22 protein-coding genes are annotated in these 24874 nt (G+C 53.6%); 2 read left to right on the forward strand and 20 right to left on the reverse strand.

All coding sequences use genetic code 11. The features are described 5' to 3' along the window. Together BM025_RS02845 and BM025_RS02850 are read left to right on the forward strand one after the other, a co-directional pair. The gene (locus BM025_RS02845) at positions 1-888 is read left to right on the forward strand and encodes a sugar phosphate isomerase/epimerase family protein (RefSeq protein WP_085847006.1); all 888 of its coding nucleotides are present in this window, start codon (positions 1-3) and stop codon (positions 886-888) included. After that, positions 885-1901 (forward strand): Gfo/Idh/MocA family protein, encoded by a 1017-nt coding sequence (locus tag BM025_RS02850; protein WP_244515400.1) that lies wholly within the window; start codon positions 885-887, stop codon positions 1899-1901. Before BM025_RS02845 ends, BM025_RS02850 begins: the two co-directional genes overlap by 4 nt. 215 nt (positions 1902-2116) lie before the next feature. On the opposite strand, the gene BM025_RS02855 is transcribed toward BM025_RS02850, so the two are convergent. From BM025_RS02855 to BM025_RS02950, 20 genes are all read right to left on the reverse strand, one after another. After that, the gene (locus BM025_RS02855) at positions 2117-3814 is read right to left on the reverse strand and encodes an ABC transporter ATP-binding protein (protein ID WP_085847005.1); all 1698 of its coding nucleotides are present in this window, start codon (positions 3812-3814) and stop codon (positions 2117-2119) included. 29 nt (positions 3815-3843) lie between these two features. After that, positions 3844-4608 carry an ABC transporter ATP-binding protein gene (locus BM025_RS02860; protein ID WP_085847004.1) on the reverse strand — a complete coding sequence of 255 codons (765 nt, stop codon included), beginning with the start codon at positions 4606-4608 and terminating at the stop codon, positions 3844-3846. Next, positions 4605-6572 carry a Fe(3+)-hydroxamate ABC transporter permease FhuB gene (gene fhuB, locus BM025_RS02865; RefSeq protein ID WP_085847003.1) on the reverse strand — a complete coding sequence of 656 codons (1968 nt, stop codon included), beginning with the start codon at positions 6570-6572 and terminating at the stop codon, positions 4605-4607. The genes BM025_RS02860 and fhuB overlap by 4 nt, the downstream gene beginning before the upstream one ends. After that, the gene (locus BM025_RS02870; RefSeq protein WP_280139317.1) at positions 6569-7495 is read right to left on the reverse strand and encodes an ABC transporter substrate-binding protein; all 927 of its coding nucleotides are present in this window, start codon (positions 7493-7495) and stop codon (positions 6569-6571) included. Before BM025_RS02870 ends, fhuB begins: the two co-directional genes overlap by 4 nt. Then, entirely contained in the window at positions 7489-9627 is a 2139-nt protein-coding gene (locus BM025_RS02875; RefSeq protein ID WP_085847002.1) for a TonB-dependent siderophore receptor, read from the reverse strand. Before BM025_RS02875 ends, BM025_RS02870 begins: the two co-directional genes overlap by 7 nt. A 42-nt stretch (positions 9628-9669) precedes the next feature. Beyond that, a complete protein-coding gene (locus BM025_RS02880) occupies positions 9670-10632 on the reverse strand; it encodes an AraC family transcriptional regulator (RefSeq protein ID WP_244515403.1) in 963 nt (320 codons plus the stop codon). Between the two features lie 419 nt (positions 10633-11051). Next, positions 11052-11369: a hypothetical protein gene (locus tag BM025_RS02885; RefSeq protein WP_085847001.1), complete on the reverse strand. Its 318-nt coding sequence runs from the start codon at positions 11367-11369 to the stop codon at positions 11052-11054. A gap of 15 nt (positions 11370-11384) precedes the next feature. Then, positions 11385-12095 (reverse strand): orotate phosphoribosyltransferase, encoded by a 711-nt coding sequence (locus tag BM025_RS02890; RefSeq protein WP_211753541.1) that lies wholly within the window; start codon positions 12093-12095, stop codon positions 11385-11387. After that, positions 12092-13369, reverse strand: a complete 1278-nt coding sequence (locus BM025_RS02895) for a Zn-dependent hydrolase (protein WP_085846999.1) — start codon at positions 13367-13369, stop codon at positions 12092-12094. Before BM025_RS02895 ends, BM025_RS02890 begins: the two co-directional genes overlap by 4 nt. Continuing rightward, on the reverse strand, positions 13366-14316 hold the full coding sequence (locus BM025_RS02900) for a dihydroorotate dehydrogenase (RefSeq protein WP_085846998.1): 951 nt from the start codon (positions 14314-14316) through the stop codon (positions 13366-13368). Before BM025_RS02900 ends, BM025_RS02895 begins: the two co-directional genes overlap by 4 nt. Then, on the reverse strand, positions 14316-15158 hold the full coding sequence (locus BM025_RS02905) for a dihydroorotate dehydrogenase electron transfer subunit (protein WP_244515405.1): 843 nt from the start codon (positions 15156-15158) through the stop codon (positions 14316-14318). The genes BM025_RS02900 and BM025_RS02905 overlap by 1 nt, the downstream gene beginning before the upstream one ends. 14 nt (positions 15159-15172) lie before the next feature. Then, positions 15173-16456 carry a TRAP transporter large permease gene (locus BM025_RS02910; protein ID WP_085846996.1) on the reverse strand — a complete coding sequence of 428 codons (1284 nt, stop codon included), beginning with the start codon at positions 16454-16456 and terminating at the stop codon, positions 15173-15175. Next, positions 16453-16944: a TRAP transporter small permease gene (locus BM025_RS02915; protein ID WP_085846995.1), complete on the reverse strand. Its 492-nt coding sequence runs from the start codon at positions 16942-16944 to the stop codon at positions 16453-16455. Before BM025_RS02915 ends, BM025_RS02910 begins: the two co-directional genes overlap by 4 nt. Before the next feature lie 103 nt (positions 16945-17047). After that, positions 17048-18055 carry a TRAP transporter substrate-binding protein gene (locus tag BM025_RS02920; protein WP_085847529.1) on the reverse strand — a complete coding sequence of 336 codons (1008 nt, stop codon included), beginning with the start codon at positions 18053-18055 and terminating at the stop codon, positions 17048-17050. Between the two features lie 144 nt (positions 18056-18199). Beyond that, positions 18200-19084: a helix-turn-helix domain-containing protein gene (locus BM025_RS02925; protein ID WP_085846994.1), complete on the reverse strand. Its 885-nt coding sequence runs from the start codon at positions 19082-19084 to the stop codon at positions 18200-18202. 369 nt (positions 19085-19453) lie between these two features. Beyond that, complete coding sequence (locus BM025_RS02930; RefSeq protein WP_085846993.1) at positions 19454-20587, reverse strand: ABC transporter ATP-binding protein; 1134 nt, start codon at positions 20585-20587, stop codon at positions 19454-19456. A gap of 96 nt (positions 20588-20683) precedes the next feature. Beyond that, on the reverse strand, positions 20684-21901 hold the full coding sequence (locus BM025_RS02935) for an extracellular solute-binding protein (protein WP_244515407.1): 1218 nt from the start codon (positions 21899-21901) through the stop codon (positions 20684-20686). Between the two features lie 37 nt (positions 21902-21938). Next, a complete protein-coding gene (locus tag BM025_RS02940) occupies positions 21939-22820 on the reverse strand; it encodes a carbohydrate ABC transporter permease (RefSeq protein WP_085846991.1) in 882 nt (293 codons plus the stop codon). A gap of 8 nt (positions 22821-22828) precedes the next feature. After that, the gene (locus BM025_RS02945) at positions 22829-23713 is read right to left on the reverse strand and encodes a carbohydrate ABC transporter permease (protein WP_085846990.1); all 885 of its coding nucleotides are present in this window, start codon (positions 23711-23713) and stop codon (positions 22829-22831) included. Next, a complete protein-coding gene (locus BM025_RS02950) occupies positions 23710-24873 on the reverse strand; it encodes a Gfo/Idh/MocA family protein (RefSeq protein ID WP_085846989.1) in 1164 nt (387 codons plus the stop codon). Before BM025_RS02950 ends, BM025_RS02945 begins: the two co-directional genes overlap by 4 nt. Position 24874: the final 1 nt, after the last annotated feature.

The raw sequence follows: 24874 nt of genomic DNA on the forward strand, positions 1-24874 counted from the left end.
TTGAAAAATCCAATTGGCATTATATCCATGCAATTCGTGCGGCCTTTCACGGGCAAGCATCTGCATCTGTTTCGTGACATCAAGTCTATGGGCTATGATTTCATCGAGCTTCTCGTGCCAGAACCAGAAGATGGCATTGATCTTGCAGCTGCGAAATCTGCATTGGCAGACGCAGATCTGGGCATCGTTTTGGCAGCACGCGTCAACCCGCAGCGTTCAATTTCATCCGAAGATGCAAGCGCACGGCAAGGCGGACTTGATTACCTCAAAAGTTGCATCGACAGCGCCAACGCTCTTGGTGCCACAATCATCGGCGGCCCCCTTTACGGCGAGCCTATGGTGTTCGCGGGGCGTCCGCCCCTGCCTCGCAGTGCGGATGACATGAAAGCCCGCGCGGATCGCATGATCGAAGGACTGGCACAGGTCGCCCCCTTGGCCCGCGCCGCAGGACAAACCTTTGCAGTCGAACCCCTCAATCGGTTTGAAACCGATATGCTAAATACCACACGCCAAGGCGTCACTCTTGTCGATACGGTGAATGATGCGGGCCTTGGGCTGATGCTTGATACGTTTCATATGAATATGGAAGATCAATCCATTCCCGATGCGATCCGATTGGCGGGCAAACGCACAGTGCATTTCCAAGCCAACGAAAACCATCGCGGTTTTCCGGGCACGGGAAATATGGACTGGCCCGCCATCATGCGCGCGCTGCATCAGGTGGGCTACACTGGCCCCGTTTCGCTAGAACCATTTCGCCGCGACGATCAACGGCTAGCGCTGCCAATCGCCCATTGGCGTGCCCCTGCTGAAGATGAAACACCAAAGCTTAAAGCGGGCCATGCGTTGATCCGCGCAGCGCTTGATTTTGCGGAGTATGAACAATGACTGACACACCAAAAATGCTCAACATCGGCTGGATCGGCTGTGGTCGCCACGCAACATGGATGCTGTTGCCACAGATCGGCCGCGCAGGCATGCGAATCGCGGCACTTTGCGACCGCGATGAAACGGCACTCAAAGCCACAGCGGGCCATTACGGCGTCACCCAAACCTATACCGACTGGCGCGATATGTTAGAACAACCCGGGTTGGATGCGGTGTGCATGGCCGTCGGCCCCGATGTGCATTTTGCCGCAACACTGGCCGCGTTGGAAAAGGGTCTTCCGGTCTTTATGGAAAAACCCCCAGCCGCCACACATGCCCAAGCGCTGGAGTTGCAACACGCCTCTGACCGCACGGGCGTACCGGTCTACGTGGGATTTATGAAACGCTATTCCACGGGCAACCGCATTGCGCATAACATCTTGCAAGGATCAGAGTTCGGCCCTGTGCTTGGCATCACCGGCAGCTATATGACCGCGCCAAGCTATTTCACGGGCGAGGTCGATTACACAGGCTTTTACCTACATCACTGCGTGCACTACATGGATTTGATGCCGTGGCTTGCGGGCAGCCCTATTGCAGAAATGACCGTGCGCAGCACCGTGCCCGCAGCAGGTAAAATCCTATTCCACATGGGGTTCACTTGTGAGAATGGAGTGATCGGAAATGTGGTTATGGGCACGGTGCAATCGCGTGGCACCCCTATGGAACAGATCACTGTGATGGGCGACCATAACCGTATCGAAGTGGACAATGTGATCAATGTTGCTTGGCACCGCGATCCACCATTCAAAGCCGAAGATCCCGAGGCAACGTTAAGCAGTGATAATGATACTCTGGTGTGGCAACCCAACTTCACCGCTGCGGCCAACGAAGATCACAAAGGCTACGCCGCGCTGATGGCGGATGTGGCCAAAGGTCTGGCGGGCCAACCCACGGCTGCCCCACGCATTGCCGACGGCGTGACAGCTATGGCCACACTTGAACGTATGATTGCCAATATCGAAGAAAAGTAGCCTTGGCTTATTCGATAAAAGGCGCTCTAAATCTGCATTTAGGGCGCCATAAAAATACGGTGTATCAGAACAAGACAGAGTTGGTCTGGCGTGATCTATGGGTAACATAACGCCAGACCGAGAGAGCAATCTTTCCATATATTAATGGTGTCTATCATCCATAGCGGCTGCACAAATGCATTAAAAGACTGGACTACAACCATGACAAGAGCAGCTTATGATAGGCGCGTATAAAGCCCGTTTTCGGCCTGCAGATCATCATGTGTACCAGCTTCAACTGTGCGCCCTGCATCCATCACGATGATCTGGTCTGCATGCCGCACAGTTTCAAGCCGATGCGCGATAACCAAGGTTGTACGCCCCTTTGAAAGCCGCTCCAACGCCTGTTGAATCTCGCGCTCTGTCTCACGGTCCAACGCAGATGTCGCTTCGTCAAGCACAAGGATCGGTGGGTTTTTAAGAAAGGCGCGCGCGATAGCCACACGTTGTTTTTGCCCACCGGACAACATCACGCCCCGCTCGCCCACAATCGTATCCAGCCCCTCAGGCAAACGCGCCACAAGGCTGCTCAACTGCGCATTCTCGACCGCAGCATGAAGCTCTACCAAACTGGCATCAAGTTTGCCGTACAAGATGTTGTCACGCAGGGTGGTCCCGAACAAAAATACGTCTTGCGATACTGTTCCAATTTGTGTCCGAAGACTGTCGAGTGTCATGTCTAAAACATCGATACCATCAATGGTTATGCGCCCAGAAGTGGGATCATAAAACCGTGGCAATAGCGCCAAAAGCGTGGTTTTCCCCGCACCCGACGGCCCGACAAAGGCCACGGTCTCTCCCGCTTTTGCGACAAAACTAACGTCATGAAGTACAGGCAGGGGACTGTCATAGGCAAAAGCCACATTTTCAAATCGAACCTCGCCTTTGAACGCAGGCGCAGGCCGCGCGCCAGGACGATCCGTCACATCACATTCGGTGTCCAAAAGCTCAACGTAACGCCTAAATCCGGCGATGCCGCGCGGATAGGTTTCGATGACTGCGGCGATTTTTTCAAGCGGGCGGAAAAACACGCTGACCAAAAGTAAAAAACCGACAAAGCCCCCCGTGGTCAATGTGCCCTTAAGCACAAATCCCGCCCCAGCCACCATCACCACGACCTGCACAAAACGCAGGCCCATATATTGAATGGCGCTGGCCTTTGCCATGATCGAATATGCTGACAGCTTGGTGTCGCGATACGCTGCGTTGTCGCGAGCAAACAGCTTTTCCTCGTGCTGTTCGTTGGCAAAGGCCTGCACGACGCGGATGCCTCCGATCGCTTCTTCGAGTCTCACGTTAAACGATCCCACGCGTGCATAAATATCCCGCCACGATCGCGTCATGCGCGCACCATAAACAGCCACAACCCAGACCATCAACGGCACAATCACCGCAGTGATCACGGCAAGCCCCGGATGCAGGTTCATCATAAGCAAAAAGGCACCCACAAAGGTCATAATCGCGATGAAAAGATCTTCGGGACCGTGGTGCGCGACCTCACCGATTTCTTCGAGATCTCGGGTCACACGCGCCACCAATTTGCCAGTGCGCGCACGATCATACCAACGCCACGACAGGCGTGTCAGATGAGCAAAGGCACGCCGTCGCATTTCCGTTTCGATTTCAATCCCAAGCCGATGCCCCCAATAAATCACGATACCCATAAGTCCAGTGTTGAGCGCATAGATCATCAACAATCCGACTGCGGCCAAAACGGTCAGCCCCCAATCGCCAAGCGGCAAAAGATGGTCGATAAATCCAGTGATGGCGAGCGGAAAAGCAAGTTCGAAAAGACCCGATAAAACGGCCGATCCGAAGTCAATCCAAAACAGACGTTTGTGGGGTTTATAGTAATCAAAAAACTGGCGAAGCATGAGGCTGGCTTTCAGATGATATTTTGGAATTAAAGAGGGTGAACAACGGGCGTAGGCTCAGCATCTATGACCTGCATGGGCACACCATAGATACGCAAAAGCGCCGCAGGATCGAGCAATTCTCGCACCTCTCCCTGAAGCGTGACACGCCCCGTATCGAGAGCAATGACATGATCGCAAAACCGCACAGCCATATTAACATCATGCAACACAACAACAGCAGAAATACCACGCCTGCGGACGGTGTCGCGCAACAGGCCCAGCACTTCGACTTGGTGGGCCACATCAAGCGCAGAAATAGGTTCATCCAACAAAAGCGTTCGCGCGCCTTGTGCAAGCATCATGGCGATCCAACCGCGCTGACGCTCTCCACCTGACAAAGTATCGACAAGCTGGTCGCGCTTGTCTTCTAAGCCGCATTGCGCAATCGCAGCATCAATCAAGCGATGATCCTCAGGCCCGAGACGCCCCAAGGCTCCGCGCCACGGATAGCGCCCAAGCGCGATAAGTTCGCGCAGCAAAAGCCCCTCAGTCGGTGGCGTCACTTGCGGCAAAAAAGCCAAATCACGGGCGAAATCACGGGCCTTCCAGTCTTGCAAATTTTTGCCCGCATACTGGATGGTTCCGACGCTTGGGTGCGTTTGAGCCGCAAGCATTTTCAACAGGGTCGATTTGGCGGACCCATTGCGCCCGACAAGTGCCGTGATCCCCGTGCCGACCGACAAAGACAGTCCATCAATAAGCCGACGCCCAGGCACATCAAAACAAATGTTTTCGAGAGTAAAAAGGGTCATGAATGTCTCCGTCCTAACAGGGCTACGAACAGCCAAGGCGCACCGATCAGCGTGGCAAAAAGCCCAAGCGGAAGATCGTAAGGATAACTTGCAGTGCGCGCGCCAAACGCTGCAACCGTCATCAAAAGCACCCCTAGGCACCAGCTTGCAGCCAAAAAGGACGCAGGGCGCACAAGGCCAAGACTGCGCGCAATATGTGGGGCCATGAGACCTATAAAACTCACCGGACCGACCAAAACACTGGCGGCCCCCGTCGCCAATCCCGCGCCCAGCACAAGGCCAAGTCGCACCCGCCCAAGCGGCAGCCCCACTCCGCGCGCCACACCCGCGCCCAAAGGCAGGATGTCAAACCAGCGAGAGACCAAAAGCGATGCGCCTAAACCCACCACAGCCATGACAGACAGCGCCAACGCGCCGGACACACTAGCCCGCGATGCGCTGCCCGCAAGCCAGCCCAAAAGCGACCAAGCCCGTGGATCACCTGACGCCATAACCGCAGCCAAAAGCGCAGAGGCAAAGGCCCCGACCGCCAGTCCCGCAAGCAATAAACGCGCAGGGGCCATATCGGATCGCATGGCATAAGCGGACAAAATAATCAGCGTCACAGCCGCACCAGTTGATGACCCAAAAGCAAGAGTAAAGGGCGAAGGGACGGAAAAAAGAAACAGGGTCGCAGCATATCCCAACGCCGCTCCGCCTGTGACTCCCAAAACCTCGGGGGCGGCCATGGGATTGGCAGTCAGTCTTTGCAACACTGCGCCGGACAACGCCAGCAACGCCCCAGCGGACGCGGCGGCCAGAATGGCGGTGGCACGCAACGGCAGGAATGTCGCGGCTATATCGCCAGAAATGATCCCCCACCCGTCGGGTCCACGCCCGCCCAGCAGGCTGAGCGCCGTCAAAATGAGTGTCACACACACAATGGCAGCAACCCGTTTCCACGGATGTGTGGCACGGGGGGCGATAAGATCACTGCGTTCGGTTTCAGGCGGCACGATGTTGCGCAGTTTTGGCAACAAAGCGATCAACACCGGCCCACCGATCAATCCGGTCAGCGCGCCTGTTGGCATCTCAGGTCCGCCCAAGGCTGCAAGCGCCATCAATGCACTATCAGACACGGACAAAAGCAATGCTCCTGCAAGCGGTGACCACAACAGAACCTGTGTGACAGAGCGTGCGCCCAGCCTGCGCACCAGCGCGGGGGCGGCCAGTCCAACGAACCCGACAAGGCCCACTTCTGCGGACACCATACCCGAGAGGATCACCGCGAGCGACAGCGCCGCGAACCGTGTGAGACCAACCTGCGCGCCCAGTGCTTTGGCTGTGGCCCCACCTAAGCTTAGAACAACAAGCGGACGGGCCAAAAGCGCAGCCGCCACGCCACCCAAAACCAAGGTCGCCATGAGGCGGAACACCCCATGCCAACTGTCTTGTGACAACGCGCCACCATTCCAAATGACGAGCGATAAGAGATAATGCCCCTGCCCCAATGTGAGCGCCGTGGATATAGCAGAGGCTAGCATCCCCACCAACATTCCACAGATCGTAACGGTCACGGGCGCAAAGCCACGTCGGGCCCCAAGTGCCATGACAAGCCCTGCCGTCACAGCACCCCCAAAAAGGGCAACAGGGCCACGTCCAAGCGCCAAAGCTTCAGGCCAAAGCAGCGTTGCACCAACCAGAGCCAACTGAGCGCCAGACGCCACACCAAGGGTGGTCGGGTCTGCCAGTGGATTGCGCAAAACGGCCTGCATCAAGGCCCCAGACAGACCAAGAAGACCGCCGATCAAAAGTGCGATCCCCGCACGCGGCATAAGACCAAAGGCAAAGAAAATCTGTTCGGGCAAAAGCGTTGCAGGATTGGCAAAGGGCGAGGCCCATTGTGACAAAGGCAAAGCGCTTAAAGCTGCAAGGCCCCACAAAGCAATCGAGCTTAGGGCTGCGACAAAAAACAAACGTATCATGCGCGCTCCAAAGCCGTGACAAGGTGATCGGCAAACCGCAGGGCCGAAGGCGCGCCCCCAAACGGGTTGTTATCACTCAAGGAGAGAAGACGCCCAGCGCGCACCGGCGCGAGCGCAGACCAAAGCGCACCCTGACGAATGGCCCGCTGCGCATTTTGGGGCACATCCCCGACCAGAACCAGATGCGCGTCTGGAAAAGCGAGGAGTTTGGACACAGGCACCGGCGCATTGAACCCAAATTCTGTGCCGCCAGCCCATGCATTCGTCAGGCCAATCCGCGCCAAGGCTCCGCCATAAATACTGTCTGCGCCGAAGACTTGGATGTGGCGCGCATCGCCGACGGTCATAAGAACGAAAGGTCGATCAGCAAAGGCACTCACGCGCTCAGCCAAATGATCAAACTCGGTCTCAAAATGTGCACGGGTCTCTTGGCCTTGCGCTCTGAGATCAAGATGATCTGCGAGCGCTTCCATTGCCAAGAGCACTTTTGGCAGGGCCGGCTCGCCAGCGACAAACAGCGAACGGGTGTACACTGGCGCGATGCGTTCCAATTGGGGTTCTACAAAACTGTAGAAATTCGATGACAAAATGAGATCAGGGGACACAAGGCTGAGCGCTTCGAGATTAGGTGCGCCACGCAGGCCGAGATCAGCACAAGCATCGGGGAGCGTGATGGCGGCCCCTCGGACGAATTGGCGCTTTTCGGCAAGTGCTGCCAAAGGCAAACCCAACGCCATAGCCGTTTCCGCCATGGCCCAATCTATTGCCGCTATACGCGGCGGGGCCCAATCTATTGCCGCGATGCGCGGTGAGGCCCGATCAACAAGCAGGTTGGCTGCACCCGCGCGAGAGGCCACAAAAGCCGAAGCTCCCGTGGCCAAAAACGCGCGACGCGTTAGCGTGGTATGCGGCAGTTTTACCACTCTTTGGTGAGCGTCGCGGAAACCGTGCGACCGTCGCCATAGTAGGTAGAAAAATAGCCAACAGATGAAACATAGACCTCATCGGTCAGGTTGGTGACATTGAGCTGAAACTCTGTGCCATTGCCAAAATCATAGGACGCGGCTGCATCTAGCAGCGTGACGGCCTCAAGATCATTGGCGTTGGCATTAAACGCGTACCGATCCCCGATGTAGCGCGCCCCTGCGCCCAAGGTCAGACCCGACAGTGTGCCATCCATGAATTCCTTAGAGGCCCAGAGCTTAAATGTGTGTTTAGGCGTTAAACCCAATTCATTGCCATCATTATCACCCTCGATGATCTCGCTGTCTGTGTAGGAATAACCACCGGTGAGGCTCCATCCATCGGCCAGATTGGCGCGACCTTCCAGCTCAAGCCCACGGATACGGGATTTGCCAACTTGATCATAAATAGTAACCCCTGCGCCATTCTGAACATTGACGGCACGGTTCTCTTCATCAAGTTGATAGAGAGACGCGGTGAGATAGGCGTCAATCGTTGCTGGCAGATATTTCACACCCAACTCCCATTGCTCACCTGTGGTTGGATCAAGCGCGTCGCCATCTGTCCCCGGCTCGGCAAAGCTTTGGAAAGAGGTGCCATACGACATATAGGCCGAAAGCCCGTTGTCCCAGACATAGCCAAGGCTGGCCTGACCGGTGGTCGCACTGTCTTCACGCGACAGATCGGTGTAACCTGGATAAGCGCCGGTGCCAGGAATATCGTAAAGCGTCTCGGATTGCCCCTTGGCCTCATTCCAGTCATGGCGCAAGGAAAGACCAGCGCGCCAGTTGCCATATTCCAATTCGTCACTGGCATAGATGCCGATTTGTTTGACTGTCACGTTTTTATAGGCAGCCCAGCTTGTGCCATCTTGAACGGCTGTGGCCGGGGCATAATCTGGGTTAGAAAAGTCGATGGGGTCTTGTCCGTAATAAAAGATGCTCTTCGCTGTTTCTTCGAACCGGCTGGCATCGATACCAAAGGTCAAGCCGTGAAACACGTCGCCCATGTAGACATCGCCCTCAAGCCGCAGATCGGTTGCGAATGAGATCACATCCTCGTCTTGCAACAGTTGCGTGCGCGCCACTTCGGTCCCCGTCACGGCCCCTACGGAAAGGTTGGAATAGGACCAATCGAGTTTCGTGATCCCCGTGTTGTTCACAACACGCCAGCCATTGTCGAACTCATGAGTGATCTGAGCGCCCAGATTGAATGTCTTGCGGTCGCCGTATTCCAGTGCTTCATTCCCGAAATAAAAGTCGCGCAGATCCTCGTTCGCATAGACGCCCACAAGTGCATTGGGCACACCAGAAGGTGAATCGGGATCGTCATTCTGGTAAGACGCAAGAAATTCGACCGTGGTCGCATCCGAAGGACGGTATTTCGCAGCAAACCCCAGATACCCACCAGGATTGTCATAATCTTCAATGCCCAAAACACGGTTGCCCGTCTTGCCGACAACACGATAGGAAAACTGATCATTCACAACGCGATTGGCATCTCCGAAGATATAGTAAGAACCGTTGCTGTCAAAATACAGCCCCGCTTCGCTGGAATCCCCATCAAATTGCGCACGTTTTTGGATCAGGTTTACAAGACCAGCCGGAGAGCCCGCACCATAGAGCACAGAATTCGGTCCACGCAAAAGCTCCACCCGCTCCATGCCGTAGATATCCAAAGACGGCGCGCCGTAATCAGGCTTGGTCGAGCGGCTAAAATGCAACCCGTTGAGGTAGATTTGGTTTTGCAAATCTGCCCCTCGCACCGAAATCGAGTCAAACCGTGGATCGGCACCATAGGCTTCGGTCACAACACCGGCGGAATACCCGAGTGCTTCGGACAGGTTGTTGGCCGCCGTATCTTCGATTTGATCCGTGGTCACCACGGTGATCGATGAAGGCGTCTCTAACAAAGAGCGCCCGCTTTTGGTGGAAGCCGTGGTGCCCGCCGCATACCCAACCACTGGGCCAGTTGGGTCTTCTTCGGATTGCACAATAATCTCGTCGAGATCTATGGCATCCTGCGCAAGTACAGTGTTGGCACTCAAGACAAGCGCACTTGCACTGAGCATGAGAAAAAATGTCAATTTCATCGGGGGGGCTCCGCTAGCGATTTTCCTGAGTGTTTAAGTCAACTATCGGAAGGCGTCTTGAACGAATGCGCCGCCATTTGTGTCAATCCACCGCAAATCCGTTTCTTTTGTGTCACGTCGCCATTGCGAAGGCGGCAATCCAACGGCGCGTCGAAACGCACGCGACAGATGTGCCTGATCAGAGAATCCTGTCGCCACAGCGATATCCGCCAAAGACCGCTGTGGATCTGACATCATGTCTTTTGCTGCCGCGACGCGCTGCTCAATGATCCAGCGTTGTGGTGAAAGTCCGGCGGATTGCTTAAAGACACGGCTGAACCAACTTTCAGACAGCCCCGCCACCTGCGCAAGTTCAGCCACCCCCACGGAACGTTCTATGTTTTGCATCATGTGATGCTCTATTGCGGCCATTTGATGCGGCGGCAGGCCGCCGCATGTTTGGGCGGGGGCGTCTGGCGTGCTATCGATGACTTCACCCAAGAGCGCATGCAGCAATCCATCCAACATGAGCCCCCCTCGTTGAGGGGTTTCAACTTCGCGCGCGGCAAGGCGGGCAAGAGTGAGCAAGGACGCGTTGTCAGGCGCAAACATCGCCTTGCGTGGCACATCCCGAAAACCCGCCGCTATCAGCCGCGCGTGCAATGCAGCGACATCAAGGTGGAAATCAACATGACTAAGTGACTGCGCCTGACCAAGCTGGGTCCAAAGCGGCACGCCAGCGGGCACGAAAAACGCGCGCGTTCCAAGCCGTCCGGCGTCATTATTAGTGGTTTTAAGCATCATGTCAGGCGGTGTATCATCGAGAAACACAACCAACCGCGGATCGGGTGCCGTGTAATAGCCACCGCCCCCCTTTTCCCCCTCAACATGCCAAACATCAGCAACCGCGCCCGAAAGGGTGCGAAACGCTAGGGGTTTGAGCGTGCGCAAATCGTGGGTCTGCGCCTCCATACGAGGACGAAACACCCGCGCTGCACGCGATGTTGATAGGGCTGCAGAGGACATTTTGAAAATCTAAGTGCGTTTGGAGTTTTGTTCTTTCTTTATCTGATAAAAATAATCAGGTTTGTCAAGCTCAGGGCACCCAGACGAGAACTAAGTGGGTCTGTTGTCCTGCATGACATCACGTCACATGTGATGCTTGCGATCCATAAGATGTGTCAGAATTGGTGATCAAGCAGCCAATGAACCACTTCCACTCGCAAAAATTTCACAAGTCCCACACCTAAAATAAAAACGGCTTCACCCCGAAAATAACGAGGGGAAGCCGATCAATGTACAACCTATGTGTAGAGAAAAGACCCAAGCTAGGATGAAATCAAAAATCTAAGGGTCACGCCTCGACAGAAATGTGGACCCCATCAGATAGGGTTCATCCTAAAAAACTAATATCGCGACGGGTTCACAATTTGCGCGACACGTTCTCACTGCGTTCGCTCAACATGCGCTTTAACGACTTCATTCAGCACAGAAAGGCGTTTCTCAATGCTGTCGTTCAAAGAGGCTTCGAGCGCTTGGATATCGGCGCGAAAGGCTTCGAAATTCTGCTCAAGCGCCTTGCTTGAAAGAGGCTGACGTTCGTGCATTTCAACGAAATTTTCAGCGCTGGTCGCAAGAAAATAAAAGGCGGCCGCATGTTCCGGCTCCGACAAAGTGCGCTCAAACGCGGCTTTTGCGACTGCGGAATAGGCGTGGATGCCACGCCCTTTTTCCGTGATCAGATCGAGAAGAAAATTAAACATAGGTGTCTCCTTAAGTTAGAATGTCAGGCTGCGCGCGCCACCATTATCGGCGGACCAGCCCAAAGGGTCTTTCAGAAATGCAGCGATGATCTCGCGCTCTTGCGGCGCAAAACGATTATGAGTCTGGGCGACATCAAGAATATCAGCCCAAGTGCAAAGCGCATGAAGTCGGATGCCCGAGCGTTCCATGGCCGCACCGGTTTCAGCAAAAATGTCATACTGGAACAACATGAACACATCTTTGACCACGAGCCCCGCAGCGCGCAAAGCCTGACAAAACCTCAACTTTGAGGCACCGTCCGTGGTCAGGTCTTCCACGAGCAGCACACGTTGTCCGGGTTCCCAAACGCCTTCGATATGAGCTTCGGGGCCAAAGCCCTGCGCACGTTTGCGCACATATTGCATCGGTAACCCTGTCTCAAAGGCGATCCAAGCGGCAAAGGGAATACCTGCAGTTTCCGCACCAGAGATGGCATCAATCTGATCACGACCAACTTCAGCGTCGATGACCTGCGCCGCAAACCCCATGAGTTTTTCACGCACGGTTGGAAAAGAGATCACTTTGCGCACATCAATATAAACGGGGCTTGCTACACCTGACGAAAGGATAAAGGGGCGATCTTTGGCCACCTCCACCGCATGAATATCAAGAAGGGCAAGCGCGGTACTACGCGCGATTTCCATGCGGATCTGCGGGCTGAGTGGCATGGTAAGAGACTCCTTCATGATGCAGTCTCCATATAGGTGGAAAGTATATCAACGCCCACCATAAAATCAGCGATATCCATGGCCTCATCAGGATTGTGAGACCCGTTGCGGTTACGAACGAAGATCATGCCAGAAGGCACACCCGCCTGCGCAAAGACCGCCGCATCATGGCCCCCACCAGAGGCCATTTTGAACGCCTCACCTGTGACCTGATCCATCACTTGCGCGAGGTCTTTCACAACGGTCGCATCCATCAGCGCGGGAGCAACAGAAACCTGCGCACCAGCATCAAAGGTAACACCACGGCTACGCGCAATATCGTTCATCTCGTCTTTAAGATAGTCGCGCATCTGTTCCAATGTGTCAGCGTCTTGGGACCGCACATCAAGCGAAAAACTGATCTCGTCTGGGATGCGTGAAATTGCGTGACTGTTCGGATCTGTGCCCACAACACCAGAGGTGAGGACAAGATCCTTACCGGTATTCAAAAGGTGCTGCCACGTGCTGTCGAGACGGTGCATAAGCTCGGCAAAGGCCAAAACAGGATCGTGGCGATAGGCACGTGGCACAGCGCCCGAGTGTCCAGCCTGACCGATGCAGTGAATGTCGCGATAGCGGAAATTGCCGCGAATGCCTGTCACCACGGCAGCAGGCAAGTTGCGTTCGACCAAAAGCGGGCCTTGTTCGATATGCAATTCAAGGTAAGCGTCGATCCGACTTAGATCATAGATCGGCTTTTGCGCCCCTATCGGAGCCGTGTCGATGCCAAGCTCTGTCAAATGACTGTGCAAGGCGCGCCCATCGCCTTTGTGGGCGGCGTTAAATTCGGATTCAGGCAAGCTGCCTGTCAGCATTTTTGACCCCAAATAACAGGCACCAAACCATGCACTTTCTTCGCCTCGCATGGCCAGAACCTTAACCGCTTTGTTCAAATGGCGGTGGCCTCGGCGGGCTTCGATCAGAACCATGAGACCAGCGATCACGCCTGCGAGGCCATCGTAATTGCCGCCCATGGGCACGCTGTCCACATGACTGCCGATCACTGTATAGGTTGGCGTATCTATGTGCTCTGGCACGCAAAACCATAAATTTTTGCCCGCGTCTTCCGAGACACAAAGCCCCTCTGCGCGGGCTTGGGCTGCGAGATAGTCAAGCGTTTCGCTTTCCATGGCTGAGAATGCTGGGCGGCTCACCCCCGCTTTGTCTTGCGACAATTGGTAAATGTCATCAAACATCTTTGCTGCCAGATCTGATGCGCTCTCTATTTTTCCTTCTGTGCGATTGTGTTTCATTCGATCACACCAATTTCAGGTGCAGAAATGGACCCGATGACCTCATCAAGAGAGTTGATGCTATGCTCGACCATCCAGTCTCGAAGCTCAGTGATCAAACGTGCCATGACGGTGGGCGATTGAAAGGTCGCGGTGCCAATTTGGACCGCAGATGCGCCAGCAATAAGAAATTCGAGCACATCATCCCGCGTTGAAATTCCACCGCACCCGATGACGGGAATGGTCACGGCTTTGGCACATTGATAGGTCATGCGCAGCGCGATGGGTTTGATCGCGGGCCCCGACATACCGCCCATAACATTGCCAAGACGCGGACGCCGTTTTCCAATATCAATGGACATACCAAGCAGCGTGTTCGCAACGACCAGCGCATCAGCCCCCGCTGCTTCGGCAGCAAGCGCCACTTCGACGGGTTCGCCTGTGTTCGGGGTGAGCTTGGCCCAGAGCGGCAGGTCTGTTTCAGCACGCAAACGGGTGACAACCTCGTGGGTGGTATCGGGCCGCATGGCAAATGCATTTCCATCTGCCTCAATATTCGGGCAAGAAATATTCGCCTCGATCGCGGCCACACCTGCAAGGCTCACCTCGCCAGCCAGACGGGCGAATTCATCAAAGGAATGCGCCGATATAGACACCACAAGCGGCGCTTTAAATCCCGCCCAAAACGGCAGCATTTCATCACGGAAATATTCAATGCCTTTTGAGGGAATTCCAATGGCATTTAGCATCCCTGACTGCAGATCACAGACCCGCGGTGTCGGATTGCCAGCCCGGGTGCCATGCATGATCGTTTTAAGCACATGCGCGCCCAAAACATCGAGATCGAATACATCCGCGAGGTCTTCAGAAAAGGTGCCAGAGGCAGGCATGATCGGGTTCTTGAATGTGAGCGCGCCGATACGCGCACTCAAATCCACACCGTGTTCAAATGCGGGCAGGTCTTTCATCACATGGCCTCCGAAATAGGGAATACAGGGCCTTCGCGGCAGACACGGCGCTGGATGATCTGGTCGCCAACACGGAAACTGCGCACGCAGGCCTGACACATGCCAAGTCCGCAAGCCATTTGTTGTTCCATAGCAATCTCGCCGGGGATGCCATGGCTTGCGCCAAGGCTTTGCAAAAGACGTAAAAGGCGCGAAGAACCGCAGGTGTAAAACGCATCAACTTGGCTTGTTTCAATACGGTCTTCGATCAACGTGCGCAGGGCTTCGGGTGTAGAGCTTCCATCTTGATCATGAACGACGATGACCTCGGCCCCGAAGCTTTTGAACAGATCAACAGACATCGCCAACTCAGGACGACGTGCAGAACAAATCGCGGTCATTTTACGACCTTTTTCTTGGGCCATACGCGCCAAGGGTGCGAGCGTGGCAAGCCCGACCCCACGCGCGACCAGCATCAAATGTTGCCAGTCATCCGGCATAGAGAACCCCTGCCCCAAAGGCCCAAGGACATTGAATGCATCGCCAGCTTCAAGCGTGGCAAGACCACGTGTGCCAGCGCCAGTCACTTTGTAAAGAAACTCCAAACGCCCCGCCACCTTATCATAGCCATAGATGCTCATGGGGCGGCGCAGGAACGGATGCTCACCTTGTGGTTCAGGGCACAAAAGTTGAAAGAACTGCCCAGGCTGGCAGTCCAGAATTTGCTCTGGAGCGTCCAAGGTGAGCAGGCGATACTCACCGTTGACTAAAGTATTCGAGACCACGCGACAGGTGGCTTCGGAACAGCGGGGCCGTAGCCCCTGCGAAACAGGGACGGTCATAACGTTCGGGAGATGGGTCATGGGTCTGCCTTCGATCAGCCGTAGATCAGCTTGGGAATGAAGAGGGAGATTTGGGGAATATAGGTGACGAGCAAGAGCACGATGAGGTTCACCAGCACGAAAGGCCAGACGCCCCGAATGATATCTGCCACAGGCTTATTCAACGTCGAGGACGCGACGAAAATATCAAGACCAAAGGGCGGTGTGATCATTCCAAGGCTGACATTAAGCGTCACCAACATTCCGAAATGCACCGGATCAATGCCAAAACTCATGGCAACCGGATAGAGCGGCGGCACAAGCACCAGAAGCGTCGAGTTAGGGTCGATAAACATGCCCGCTATGAAAAACAGAATGTTCACCACAATAAGGAAAGTGATCTTGCCTGCACCGGAAGAATCCAAAAAGGCGATAATCTCATTGGGGACTTGCGCCAACGTAACAAAGAAAGCGATCAACCCACCCATGGCCAAAAGCACGAATATGATAGACGTATTCACAGCGCTGTCTTCGGTGATTTTGGCAAGACCTTTCAGGTCCAATGCTCGGAACACAAACATCTCGACAAGGATCGCATAGACCACGCTGACGGCTGCGGCTTCGGTCGGGGTGATAATGCCGGAATAAATTCCTCCCAAAATGATAACGGGCATACCGAGCGCCCATTTGGCTTCCCAAATCGCGCGAAACCTGTCTGCCCACGGCATGCGCGGATCATGCGTCACCCCATCGCGCCCGGCCTGAATGCGCACATATATTGAAAACGCGAGGCCAAGGATAAGACCAACAGCTAGGCCGCCAGCAAAAAGCTTGGCAATCGATGTGCCGGTGATCCAACCATACACGATCAGTGTAATTGAAGGCGGAATCAATAGCGCGGTTTCTGCAGAAGACACCAAAAGTCCAAGACTGAAACGGTCCGAATATCCTGCTTTACGCAGCTCGGGGTAAACCATGCGACCCATAGCGGCCACAGTGGCAGGCGCCGAGCCGGACACAGCGCCAAAAGCCATGCTGCCACCGACAACGACATGGCCCATGCCGCCTCTCGTGTGCCCCACGAGTGCCTTGACCACGCCAATCAATTGGCGCGCGATTTGGCCCGATCCCATGAGATTTGCCGCGAAGATAAAGAAGGGAATAGCAAGAAGCGTCGAATGGTCGATGCCGCCGACGATCTTTTGCACAACAGCTGCGTCAGGAAGATGGGGGTAGAATCCCTCTTTATAAGCCAGCGCCGGAATGCCCAGAACGAGAAGCATTTCAAAACCCGCGACCAGCAGAACCACGGCGAGAAGAAGAACGAGAGCGAGGATCATTCTGCGACCTCCTGATACCGATCAATGACGCCTACAAGGCTTAGCCCATAGCGCAGCCCTAACAGCAAAAAACCAAGAACAGGCGCGAGATAGATGTAGCCCATTGGCACGCCAAGGGTCGGGGATTTTTGACCTGTTTTGAGAACAAATTGCACCAAATCAAGCGCCAGCCACGCAACATAAAGGCACATCGCAAGCCCCACCAGATCAATGAATTTCAAAAGCAAATTCAGTACAGGCTTGGGCAGATGCTCGCGCATGTTGGTGATCCCCACATGTTTGCCACGCTCAAGGGCCAGCCCCAGCGCCAAAAACACCAAGAACAGGTTCATCATCCGCACAGCCTCTTCGATCCAAGCAAAGCGGCTTGCGAATGTGCCACCAATTTCTCGGGTCACGACAGAGCCCGTGTAGAGAAACACCATGATCAGGAAAAGGGCGATGAGGACGGTCTTTTCAACCGCTCGGAGCGCTGTAAGAGCTTTCATAGGATGGGCTTTCGATCACCTGGGAAAAGGTAACTCCGCAGCTTGGTCAGGGCCAAAAACTGCGGAGCGAAGAGGTCTGGAAGGGGCCAGGCCTCAAAGGTTTTTAAAGTGCGCTGTAGGCTTCAGTGTAGATGTCGAGCAGTTTCTGACCTGCGTCGTCTGTTTTGCCCACATAGGCGTCAGATGCCGGTCCAAACATCACATCACGCAGCTTGGTGCGCTCTGCTTCATCAGCAACGCGAACATTCGCGCCCGATTCCTTGATGGTCTCAAGTGCGGATGCAACAGCTGCGGCTTTGTGCGCGGTCAATTCAGGGATAACCTCAGCAAAGGCGTCTTTGATAATGGCTTGGTAATTCTCTGGCAGGCTTTCCCAGAACATCGGGCTGAAAAGAATCACGTCTTCCATAGCACCGTGATCAGACACGACGACGTTCTTTTGAACTTCGTAAAATTTCATCGCCTTGATTGTGTCCAGTGGGTTTTCTTCACCATCGACAACGCCAGTTTGCAACGACGTGTAAAGCTCGCCAAACGGCAACGCGATTGCTGAGGCGCCCAAGGCGTTAAACTGCTCGATCAAGATTGAGCTATCCATAACGCGGAATTTCTGACCAGCAAAATCCTCAAGCGTGTCAAGCGGCTCGTTTGACGTAAATTGTTTTTTACCGTTGGGCCAAAGATCGATTGCCACCATGCCTTTATCAGAAAAACTATCGAGCAAGGCTTGGCCAAAAGGACCATCACGTAGTGCTGCAGCCGCGGCGGTATCTTCGGGGATCAGGTAGGGGATATCGAGGATGGAAATGAGCGGATTGAAGCCACCCAAAAAGGCCGCTGGTGCGACAGTGGCTTCAATAGTGCCCAGTTGAACACCTTCGTTCATCTGGCGCTGATTGCCGAGCTGGCCTTGGGGAAAGAGTTGAAATTCCACGTCGCCTTCTGTGCGTTCAGACACAAGTTCGGCTACTTTTTCAAGATAAACGTGGCGGCTTTGCTGCGTGCTTTCGAGGTGACCGATGCGCGCCACATAATCTTGTGCAAGCGCTGGAATAGCAAAGGTCAGACCCGCCAAAAGGGCGACAGAGAACAGAGATTTCGAATGAGGCATGAAGCACTCCCAGTTGTTGGTTTCTTTATTTGAATCATAAACCACCCAAAGCATGCATGCGGTCAATATGAAAAGTCTAAAAAATGAGACTAACTTATATCTTGACCAAAAGTCCAGACAGCTTTGATGAATATTTAGGCAAACTTATGTAACTGACAGCCCTTCGCGTGCAATCAATTCCTCGATATATTCGGCGGCCTCATGCCCCTTAAGCGATGTCGCCCAGAGCCGATCAGCAATTCCTTCGTGTAGATCGAGAGCTTCGGGCGCGGACGTGATAAGACCGACACCGACACGAATATTCGGATTGTGCCCAAGACGGAACGGACTGATGGTCAAGACGGAGCGCCCGCCCTGCCTTACGATTTGAAACGAGGTTGACGGGATAGGTTCGCGCGCCACGCCGATTTGCACACCAATTCCGGGCGCGCGTAACATTTCGACAATATGACGCACTTCCAACAGAGCCATTTTTCGACGCTGTTCACGGATTTCCGCAGGTAACTCAGAAGCTCCTTCAAGACCCTCTTTAAGAAACTTCCGAATGTCCGCGTCCGATATGATCGATGCCAAAAGGGGACGTCTCGTGGCAAAACGCTCTTTTCTTTGCTTCAATATGCTCAATATAGCATCTACATCCTGCCCCCCTGCCCCTTGAACGACTTCATAAAGGACATCCTTAAGAATCGTGTCGTAGTGCTCGGTGGTCAGTAGATACGAGATTGGACTAAACAGCCCTATGATCTGATCGCAATCTTCCTCGATCTGACGCATCCGCTCAAAAAAGCTCAGGGCATTGTCGACATATTCTATCCCGACCCCCATCAAGCTAGGAAGAGAGACGTGAAGTTCACTGGCAATGGCAGAAAGCATGTCTATTTTGGCAATCTCACCTTTTTCTGCACGATAAAGCGCAGCACGCGAGATATTTAGCCTGACAGCGAGCTCCTCAGGAGTAAGGCCCCGCCCAAGGCGATGCGCCTTGAGCCGCGCGCCTATATCTTTGGAATTGAGTTGCGTGTCGTCCACTGTGCGCTCGCTTGAAAATTGGTTTCTCAGCCAGCGCCGCACAAGGAAAAGGCGACATTACAGCTTGTATCAAAAATGAGATAACCATGATTTTATAGCTATCGCAAGTGCGTTTCCACTTACCCTTATGATTAGCACCTCACCAAAAATCTGACCTGCCCCACTAAAAGCACCTTATTTGACGTCGGCGTTGACGGGGCCGTTGGGGTGTTTTGATTGGGGGCTTTTGGCTCATCATACCCACTGACGCGCGAACATGCGGCAGACAACGTAAAAGACCCAGTACAGGGGCAGAAATCAACTCTTGCACAGGGCCATCTATTTATAATTTCGACCTTTGAATGGTCAACTCATCCGCTGAGCGTTTTATTACAGGGACACAGGCGGTGTCATCGCGGACATGTCGATTTTGCGCTCAAAAGCTTGGCCGTCGGCGTCGAACACGTGGCAATCCCCTGCCCCGAAGGACACGTTTACCGCGCGATCATCTTCGATCATTTGTGTGCCCGTCAAAACAAAGCAGAAATTCTCTTCGTGGCCGGGCAATGTCGCATAACCGATGGTGAGTTGCCCCAGATGTTCGACAACGGTTGGCGTCAGGGCCATCGTCGCGTCACCAGCCCCCAAAGAGATGTGTTCTGGGCGGACGCCGAGAGAAACCTGAGAGCCAACGAGAGCCGCGCGGCGATCCGCAGGCACATCAACGTCAATGGTCAAGCTTTGGCCTTGGAAATCAACAGTGATTCCGTCATCTGAGACCGATAGCACATTGACGGGCATAAAGTTCATCCGCGGGTTGCCAATAAAGCCCGCCACAAATGTATTTTCTGGTTTGTGATACAGCGTAAGAGGTGCGCCGACTTGGGCAATATAGCCGCCATTGAGGACCACAATGCGGTCAGCCATAGTCATTGCTTCGACTTGGTCATGGGTCACGTAAACCATCGTCGCGCCAAGCTGTTTATGCAAGCGCGTCAATTCGATCCGCATGTCGGCACGTAGGGCTGCATCAAGGTTTGAAAGGGGTTCATCGAACAAGAAAATCTCGGGTTGGCGCACGATGGCACGCCCAATGGCAACACGCTGACGTTGACCGCCAGACAAGTTCCCTGGCCGCTGATCCAAGCGATTTTCAAGGTGCAAGATTGCAGCGGCCTCTTCTACCTTTTTACGAATTTCTTTTGCTGGAGCACCCTCGACCCGCAAGGGGAAGGCGATGTTTTCGTAAACCGACATATGCGGATAAAGCGCGTAGGATTGAAACACCATCGCGATGCCACGCTTGACGGGGGCCAAATCATTGACGCGTTTTCCGTCGATAACAATATCGCCAGATGTGGTGTGCTCTAAACCAGCAACCATGCGCAACAAGGTTGACTTACCGCAGCCAGACGGGCCAACGAACACGACGAATTCGCCTTCGTGTACATCCAATGAAACGCCTTTTACGACTTCAAAATCACCAAAGGTCTTTACGACGTTTTTAAGGGAAAGCTGGCCCAACGGGGTTCTCCTAGCGTTAGAAATAATAGGGTATCCGAGATCGGATAGGTGTAGCCCAGCCATCAAAGTGCGGCGGCTGAGCTACGTTAGTGAGGTCTATTTGTAGTCTTCAAGCTCAGCGGCTGCTTTGCTCAGGGCCTCAGCAGGTTCCGCATCGCCGATAACAACAGACTGCACCATCTCGATCATCACGTTCTGGAAGCCTTTGTAGTCGGTGAACAATGGCTCTGGGCCACCAAATTCAATACCGTCGATGAATGGCTGCCAGTATGGCGCGTTCGCAAGCATTTCATCAACCGCAGGGCCCGGACGCAATGGTGTCAAACTTGCAGCACCGCCGCCTTCATAGGCTTCTTGAATTTCAGGAGAGGTGATGTATTTCGCAAATTCAATCGCCTTTTCTTCAACACCAGTGCCGTCGAAAATAGCCAAAGAGTCAGTGATCAATAGTGTGCCGGGACCTTCAGCAGATGGGCCGAGCGGTAGATCAGCAACACCCCAGTTGATGTCGGTGTCTTGTAACATGAAAGACGCGCCAACAGATGTCTGGATCATGCCCACTGAAGCATCAAGAAAGATCGCACGAATTTCATTTTGCTCATAGGCTGTAGCGCCCTCGACAGAATAAGGTGTGATGTCTTTGTAAGCCTGCAATGCAGCCAATACTTCTGGGCTGTCCATGGTGATGTTGCCATCCGCATCGATGACCTGACCGTTGTTGGTGTAAACCCAATGCATGAACTGGTGCATCGTGTTGTCAAAGGTTTTAGCTGGCAAGCCGTATCCTGCAGCATCAGTATTTTCAGTGATCTGTTTCGCAAACGCAATCGCTTCTGCCCACGTTTTGGGTGGCGTTTCTGGGTCTAGGCCAGCTTCTTCAAAGATGTCTTTGTTCCAGTAGAACGCCTTAGTTGAAAAGGCGATAGGGACGCCCCACTGCGTGTCTTGGAATGTCACAGTACCCACGATGTTTGGATAGTATGATGCTTTTTCCTCGTCCGTCATTGGGACAGGAACGATCAGTTCGTTCAACGCAAATTCTTTGAGTGTGCGTGAACCAACGTAAGCCATGGCAACGGGGCTACCCGCTACAGCCAAAGTTGTGGCTTTGTCTTGGCACTGCGCCCAACCGACGATCTCGGGTGTTACGGTCCAGCCTTCGTTTGCGGCTTCCCATTCAGCGATGTATTTTTCATGAACTGGGTCAATTGAATCGCCACAGTAAATCCAGCTCAGGTCTTCTGCTAAAGCTGGCAGGGCGGTGGAGCACGTCAGCATAAGGCCGATCAAGCTGTTCTTTGTAAATGATGTCACGTTTAGTCTCCCGCTTGGTTGATTATTAAATCGTTTCTTATTCTTTGATCGCGCCGGCGGTCAGACCACCGACAAGATAGCGTTGTAGGAAAAAGATGATGACCATAGCGGGTGCGATCCCGACAAAACTGGCGGCCATCAGCTCATTCCAGATAACTTCTTGTTTGCCAAAATAGGCAAATAAACCCACCGGCAATGGCATGTATTCTGTCTTTGAATTGAACGTCAGCGCAAAGATGAATTGCTGTGCATAAGCCCCGATGAACGTCATGATCGCGACCACGATGATGCCGGGTCGTGCAATCGGTAAAATCACGCGGCGGAATGTGTAAAACTGCGAAGCGCCGTCCATATACGCCGCTTCATTCAGCTCTGGCGGGATCCGCATCATATAAGTACGCAGCAACCAGATCGCGGATGGGATCAGGAACGCGGCCCCCGGTACGATCATCGCGTAATAGGTGTTCAACAGGCCCAAAGTCCGCATAAGCCGAAACAATGGGATCAACAGCACGGCACCTGAAAACATCGACACAGCCAAGAATGCGCCAAGGACCAGCGCCATGCCTTTAAAACGGAACCGCGCAAAGGCATAGGCCGCAGGAACCACAAGGATCAGCACGATAATGGTCGACACAACAGAGATCAGCAGCGAATTGAAAATGTATCGCCCAAAGCTGGGAACACTGATCCACATGGTGCGATATGCTTCAAACGATCCGTTCTCTGGCCAAAATGAATATGGCGATGAAAACAGCTGAGCCAAAGGCTTTAGGCTGACGAGAAACCCTTCGATAAAGGGCGCCAACATAAAGAACAAAAACACAGCGATACCACAGTAGATCCCGATCAGTTCGCGCCAGCTATAGCGGTTGATCATTATGCTGGTTTCTGAGGACTTGAAAAACTTACGTGCCATGGGTGTTCTTATGCCTTTTGTGCTGTCGCAAGTTTGCGGGTCATACGGAAATAAGCGATGCAAAACAGCGACAAGAAAATACAAATCACCACAGCGCGCGCTGCACCTTCGCCATACCTTTTGGATCCGATAGCGGTTTGATACGTGTCGATGATCATGGTTGTGGTGCTGCCGGACGGGCCGCCTTGGGTCAAAATCCAGATGATATCAAAGCTGTTGAACGTAGCGATCAACGAGAGCATGGACATTGTAATCATCGGGGGCATCATCAGTGGCAGTGTGATCCGGCGAAAGCGCATCCAACGGCTGGCACCATCGGTCCATGCTGCCTCATAGAGATCGCGTGGAATGGATTGGATCGCAGCCAAGAAATAGATGGTCACCATGGGGACGCCGATCCAAACATCCGTGACGATGGTCGCCCAATACGCCGATGTGCCGTAAGCCAGAAAAACAACGGGGCCGTCGGACAACCCAAACCGTTGAAGCAAGCCGGAAATCATCCCGAACTGACCGTTGTACATCCAACCCCACATGAAAATCCCGATTGCCATAGGCACGATCCACGGTGGCATCGTCAAAAGTCGGAATAGATTGCGACCAGGCACAGCGCAGTTCAGCAACACCGCGCCGAACGTTCCGATGACCATTTTCAGCAACACTGAAAAGAATGTCCATGTGAAGGTACGAATGATGATTTCCAAAAAGTCTTTGTCAAAGATCTTTAGATAGTTGCGCCAGCCTACATAATTCGTCGTTTTCCGCAGAGAGGCATCAGTGAAAGACAGCCGAAATGTTTCGATTAACGGCCAAGCTACAATCACCAAAACATATAAAATTGCGGGGGCCAGTAAAGCCCATGCAAAATACCAAGCTGCGCGATTCTGGGTCATGCTGAAGCTTTCCTGGTGATGAATGCATTGTCATATCGATCCCAGATCGGGCGCATATCAATCACTTGTTTTGTGCGACGCGCGTCATCCATCGTCAGTGCAAGAACACCGGCCTCAAGCGCATCAAGTGGTGACACAGGCAGCGGCCCACCATGCATTGTGTGGGCTATAACTTTCGATGCCATTTCTTCATCGGCACCGTAATGCTGGGACAATTTGCTTTCGCCGTAAACTTTATCAATCTTGGCTGTTTCAGTTATCACGTCTGTGACCTTGAACTTAGCACGGATAAAGTCGCCTTCGGCCTGACCCTTGGTGCCAAACACGGCAAAGCGGCGGAACTGGTCTGGGGCGTTCAGGTTGGTGTGAAAGTTCATACCAACACCATTTTCATATTCGATGATCGCAACTTGGTAATCAATGATATCGCCATCGTTATCAAAGACCTTATCGGACCCGTTCCAGCCAGATGGCTTGCGGTGATACAGCTCCAAATCGTTAGCGCCTTCGTTGCGTGGATCATTGGCTGGGATAAACGTTTTACGCCCGCCAAAACTGGCAACACGCTCGGGGCGCGCGCCGATCAAGCCGTTGTACAGGTCCAAATCATGGCAACATTTTTCCAGCATAAAGCTGCCGGACCATTTCTCATAGCGTCGCCAATCGCGCATAAAGAACGCCCCGTGATACGGGAAAATATGTTCGGCGGCTTCGACGGATACAATATCGCCAAGCATGCCAGCGTCACGCGCGGCAATCAGATCGCGGTACAGCGGCGCATAGCGCAACACCAAACCAACCATTAGATTTTCCGGCCCAAACTTGCCCATCAATGCTGCCAACTCATAGGTCTGCTCAATCGTTGACACGATAGGCTTTTCGGAAAACACTTTGTTTCCAGCCTCAAGGCCAAGACGAATGTGATCCAGATGCAGATGATTTGGTGAACCGATCATCAACAGGTCATACCCGCCCGCTTTGACCAGCTCTTCAGGAGACGCATAAGAGGTTCCAGCATGAATGCCATGCTCTTTTAATGTGGCCATGCCAGCCGGTGCAGGATCATAATATCCAACTATTTCAAAGTCAGGATCCATCTCACTAAAGACGTACCCAAGATACCCAAGACGGAAACCAAGACCGATGATGGCGACTCTCATG

Origin of the sequence: Pacificibacter marinus (genome assembly GCF_900109555.1) — a bacterium.
GTDB classification, from domain to species: Bacteria; Pseudomonadota; Alphaproteobacteria; order Rhodobacterales; family Rhodobacteraceae; genus Celeribacter; species Celeribacter marinus_C.

What these genes read in the sequence shown, in the direction of transcription:
- BM025_RS02895 (WP_085846999.1), bottom strand. Translation starts at nt 13,369, where the DNA reads ATGAAACACAATCGCACAGAAGGAAAAATAGAGAGCGCATCAGATCTG.
- BM025_RS02860 (WP_085847004.1), bottom strand. Translation starts at nt 4,608, where the DNA reads ATGACCCTTTTTACTCTCGAAAACATTTGTTTTGATGTGCCTGGGCGT.
- BM025_RS02875 (WP_085847002.1), bottom strand. Translation starts at nt 9,627, where the DNA reads ATGAAATTGACATTTTTTCTCATGCTCAGTGCAAGTGCGCTTGTCTTG.
- BM025_RS02900 (WP_085846998.1), bottom strand. Translation starts at nt 14,316, where the DNA reads ATGAAAGACCTGCCCGCATTTGAACACGGTGTGGATTTGAGTGCGCGT.
- BM025_RS02910 (WP_085846996.1), bottom strand. Translation starts at nt 16,456, where the DNA reads ATGATCCTCGCTCTCGTTCTTCTTCTCGCCGTGGTTCTGCTGGTCGCG.
- BM025_RS02950 (WP_085846989.1), bottom strand. Translation starts at nt 24,873, where the DNA reads ATGAGAGTCGCCATCATCGGTCTTGGTTTCCGTCTTGGGTATCTTGGG.
- BM025_RS02915 (WP_085846995.1), bottom strand. Translation starts at nt 16,944, where the DNA reads ATGAAAGCTCTTACAGCGCTCCGAGCGGTTGAAAAGACCGTCCTCATC.
- BM025_RS02905 (WP_244515405.1), bottom strand. Translation starts at nt 15,158, where the DNA reads ATGACCCATCTCCCGAACGTTATGACCGTCCCTGTTTCGCAGGGGCTA.
- BM025_RS02885 (WP_085847001.1), bottom strand. Translation starts at nt 11,369, where the DNA reads ATGTTTAATTTTCTTCTCGATCTGATCACGGAAAAAGGGCGTGGCATC.
- BM025_RS02940 (WP_085846991.1), bottom strand. Translation starts at nt 22,820, where the DNA reads ATGGCACGTAAGTTTTTCAAGTCCTCAGAAACCAGCATAATGATCAAC.
- BM025_RS02850 (WP_244515400.1), top strand. Translation starts at nt 885, where the DNA reads ATGACTGACACACCAAAAATGCTCAACATCGGCTGGATCGGCTGTGGT.
- BM025_RS02855 (WP_085847005.1), bottom strand. Translation starts at nt 3,814, where the DNA reads ATGCTTCGCCAGTTTTTTGATTACTATAAACCCCACAAACGTCTGTTT.
- BM025_RS02920 (WP_085847529.1), bottom strand. Translation starts at nt 18,055, where the DNA reads ATGCCTCATTCGAAATCTCTGTTCTCTGTCGCCCTTTTGGCGGGTCTG.
- BM025_RS02945 (WP_085846990.1), bottom strand. Translation starts at nt 23,713, where the DNA reads ATGACCCAGAATCGCGCAGCTTGGTATTTTGCATGGGCTTTACTGGCC.
- BM025_RS02880 (WP_244515403.1), bottom strand. Translation starts at nt 10,632, where the DNA reads ATGTCCTCTGCAGCCCTATCAACATCGCGTGCAGCGCGGGTGTTTCGT.
- fhuB (WP_085847003.1), bottom strand. Translation starts at nt 6,572, where the DNA reads ATGATACGTTTGTTTTTTGTCGCAGCCCTAAGCTCGATTGCTTTGTGG.
- BM025_RS02890 (WP_211753541.1), bottom strand. Translation starts at nt 12,095, where the DNA reads ATGAAGGAGTCTCTTACCATGCCACTCAGCCCGCAGATCCGCATGGAA.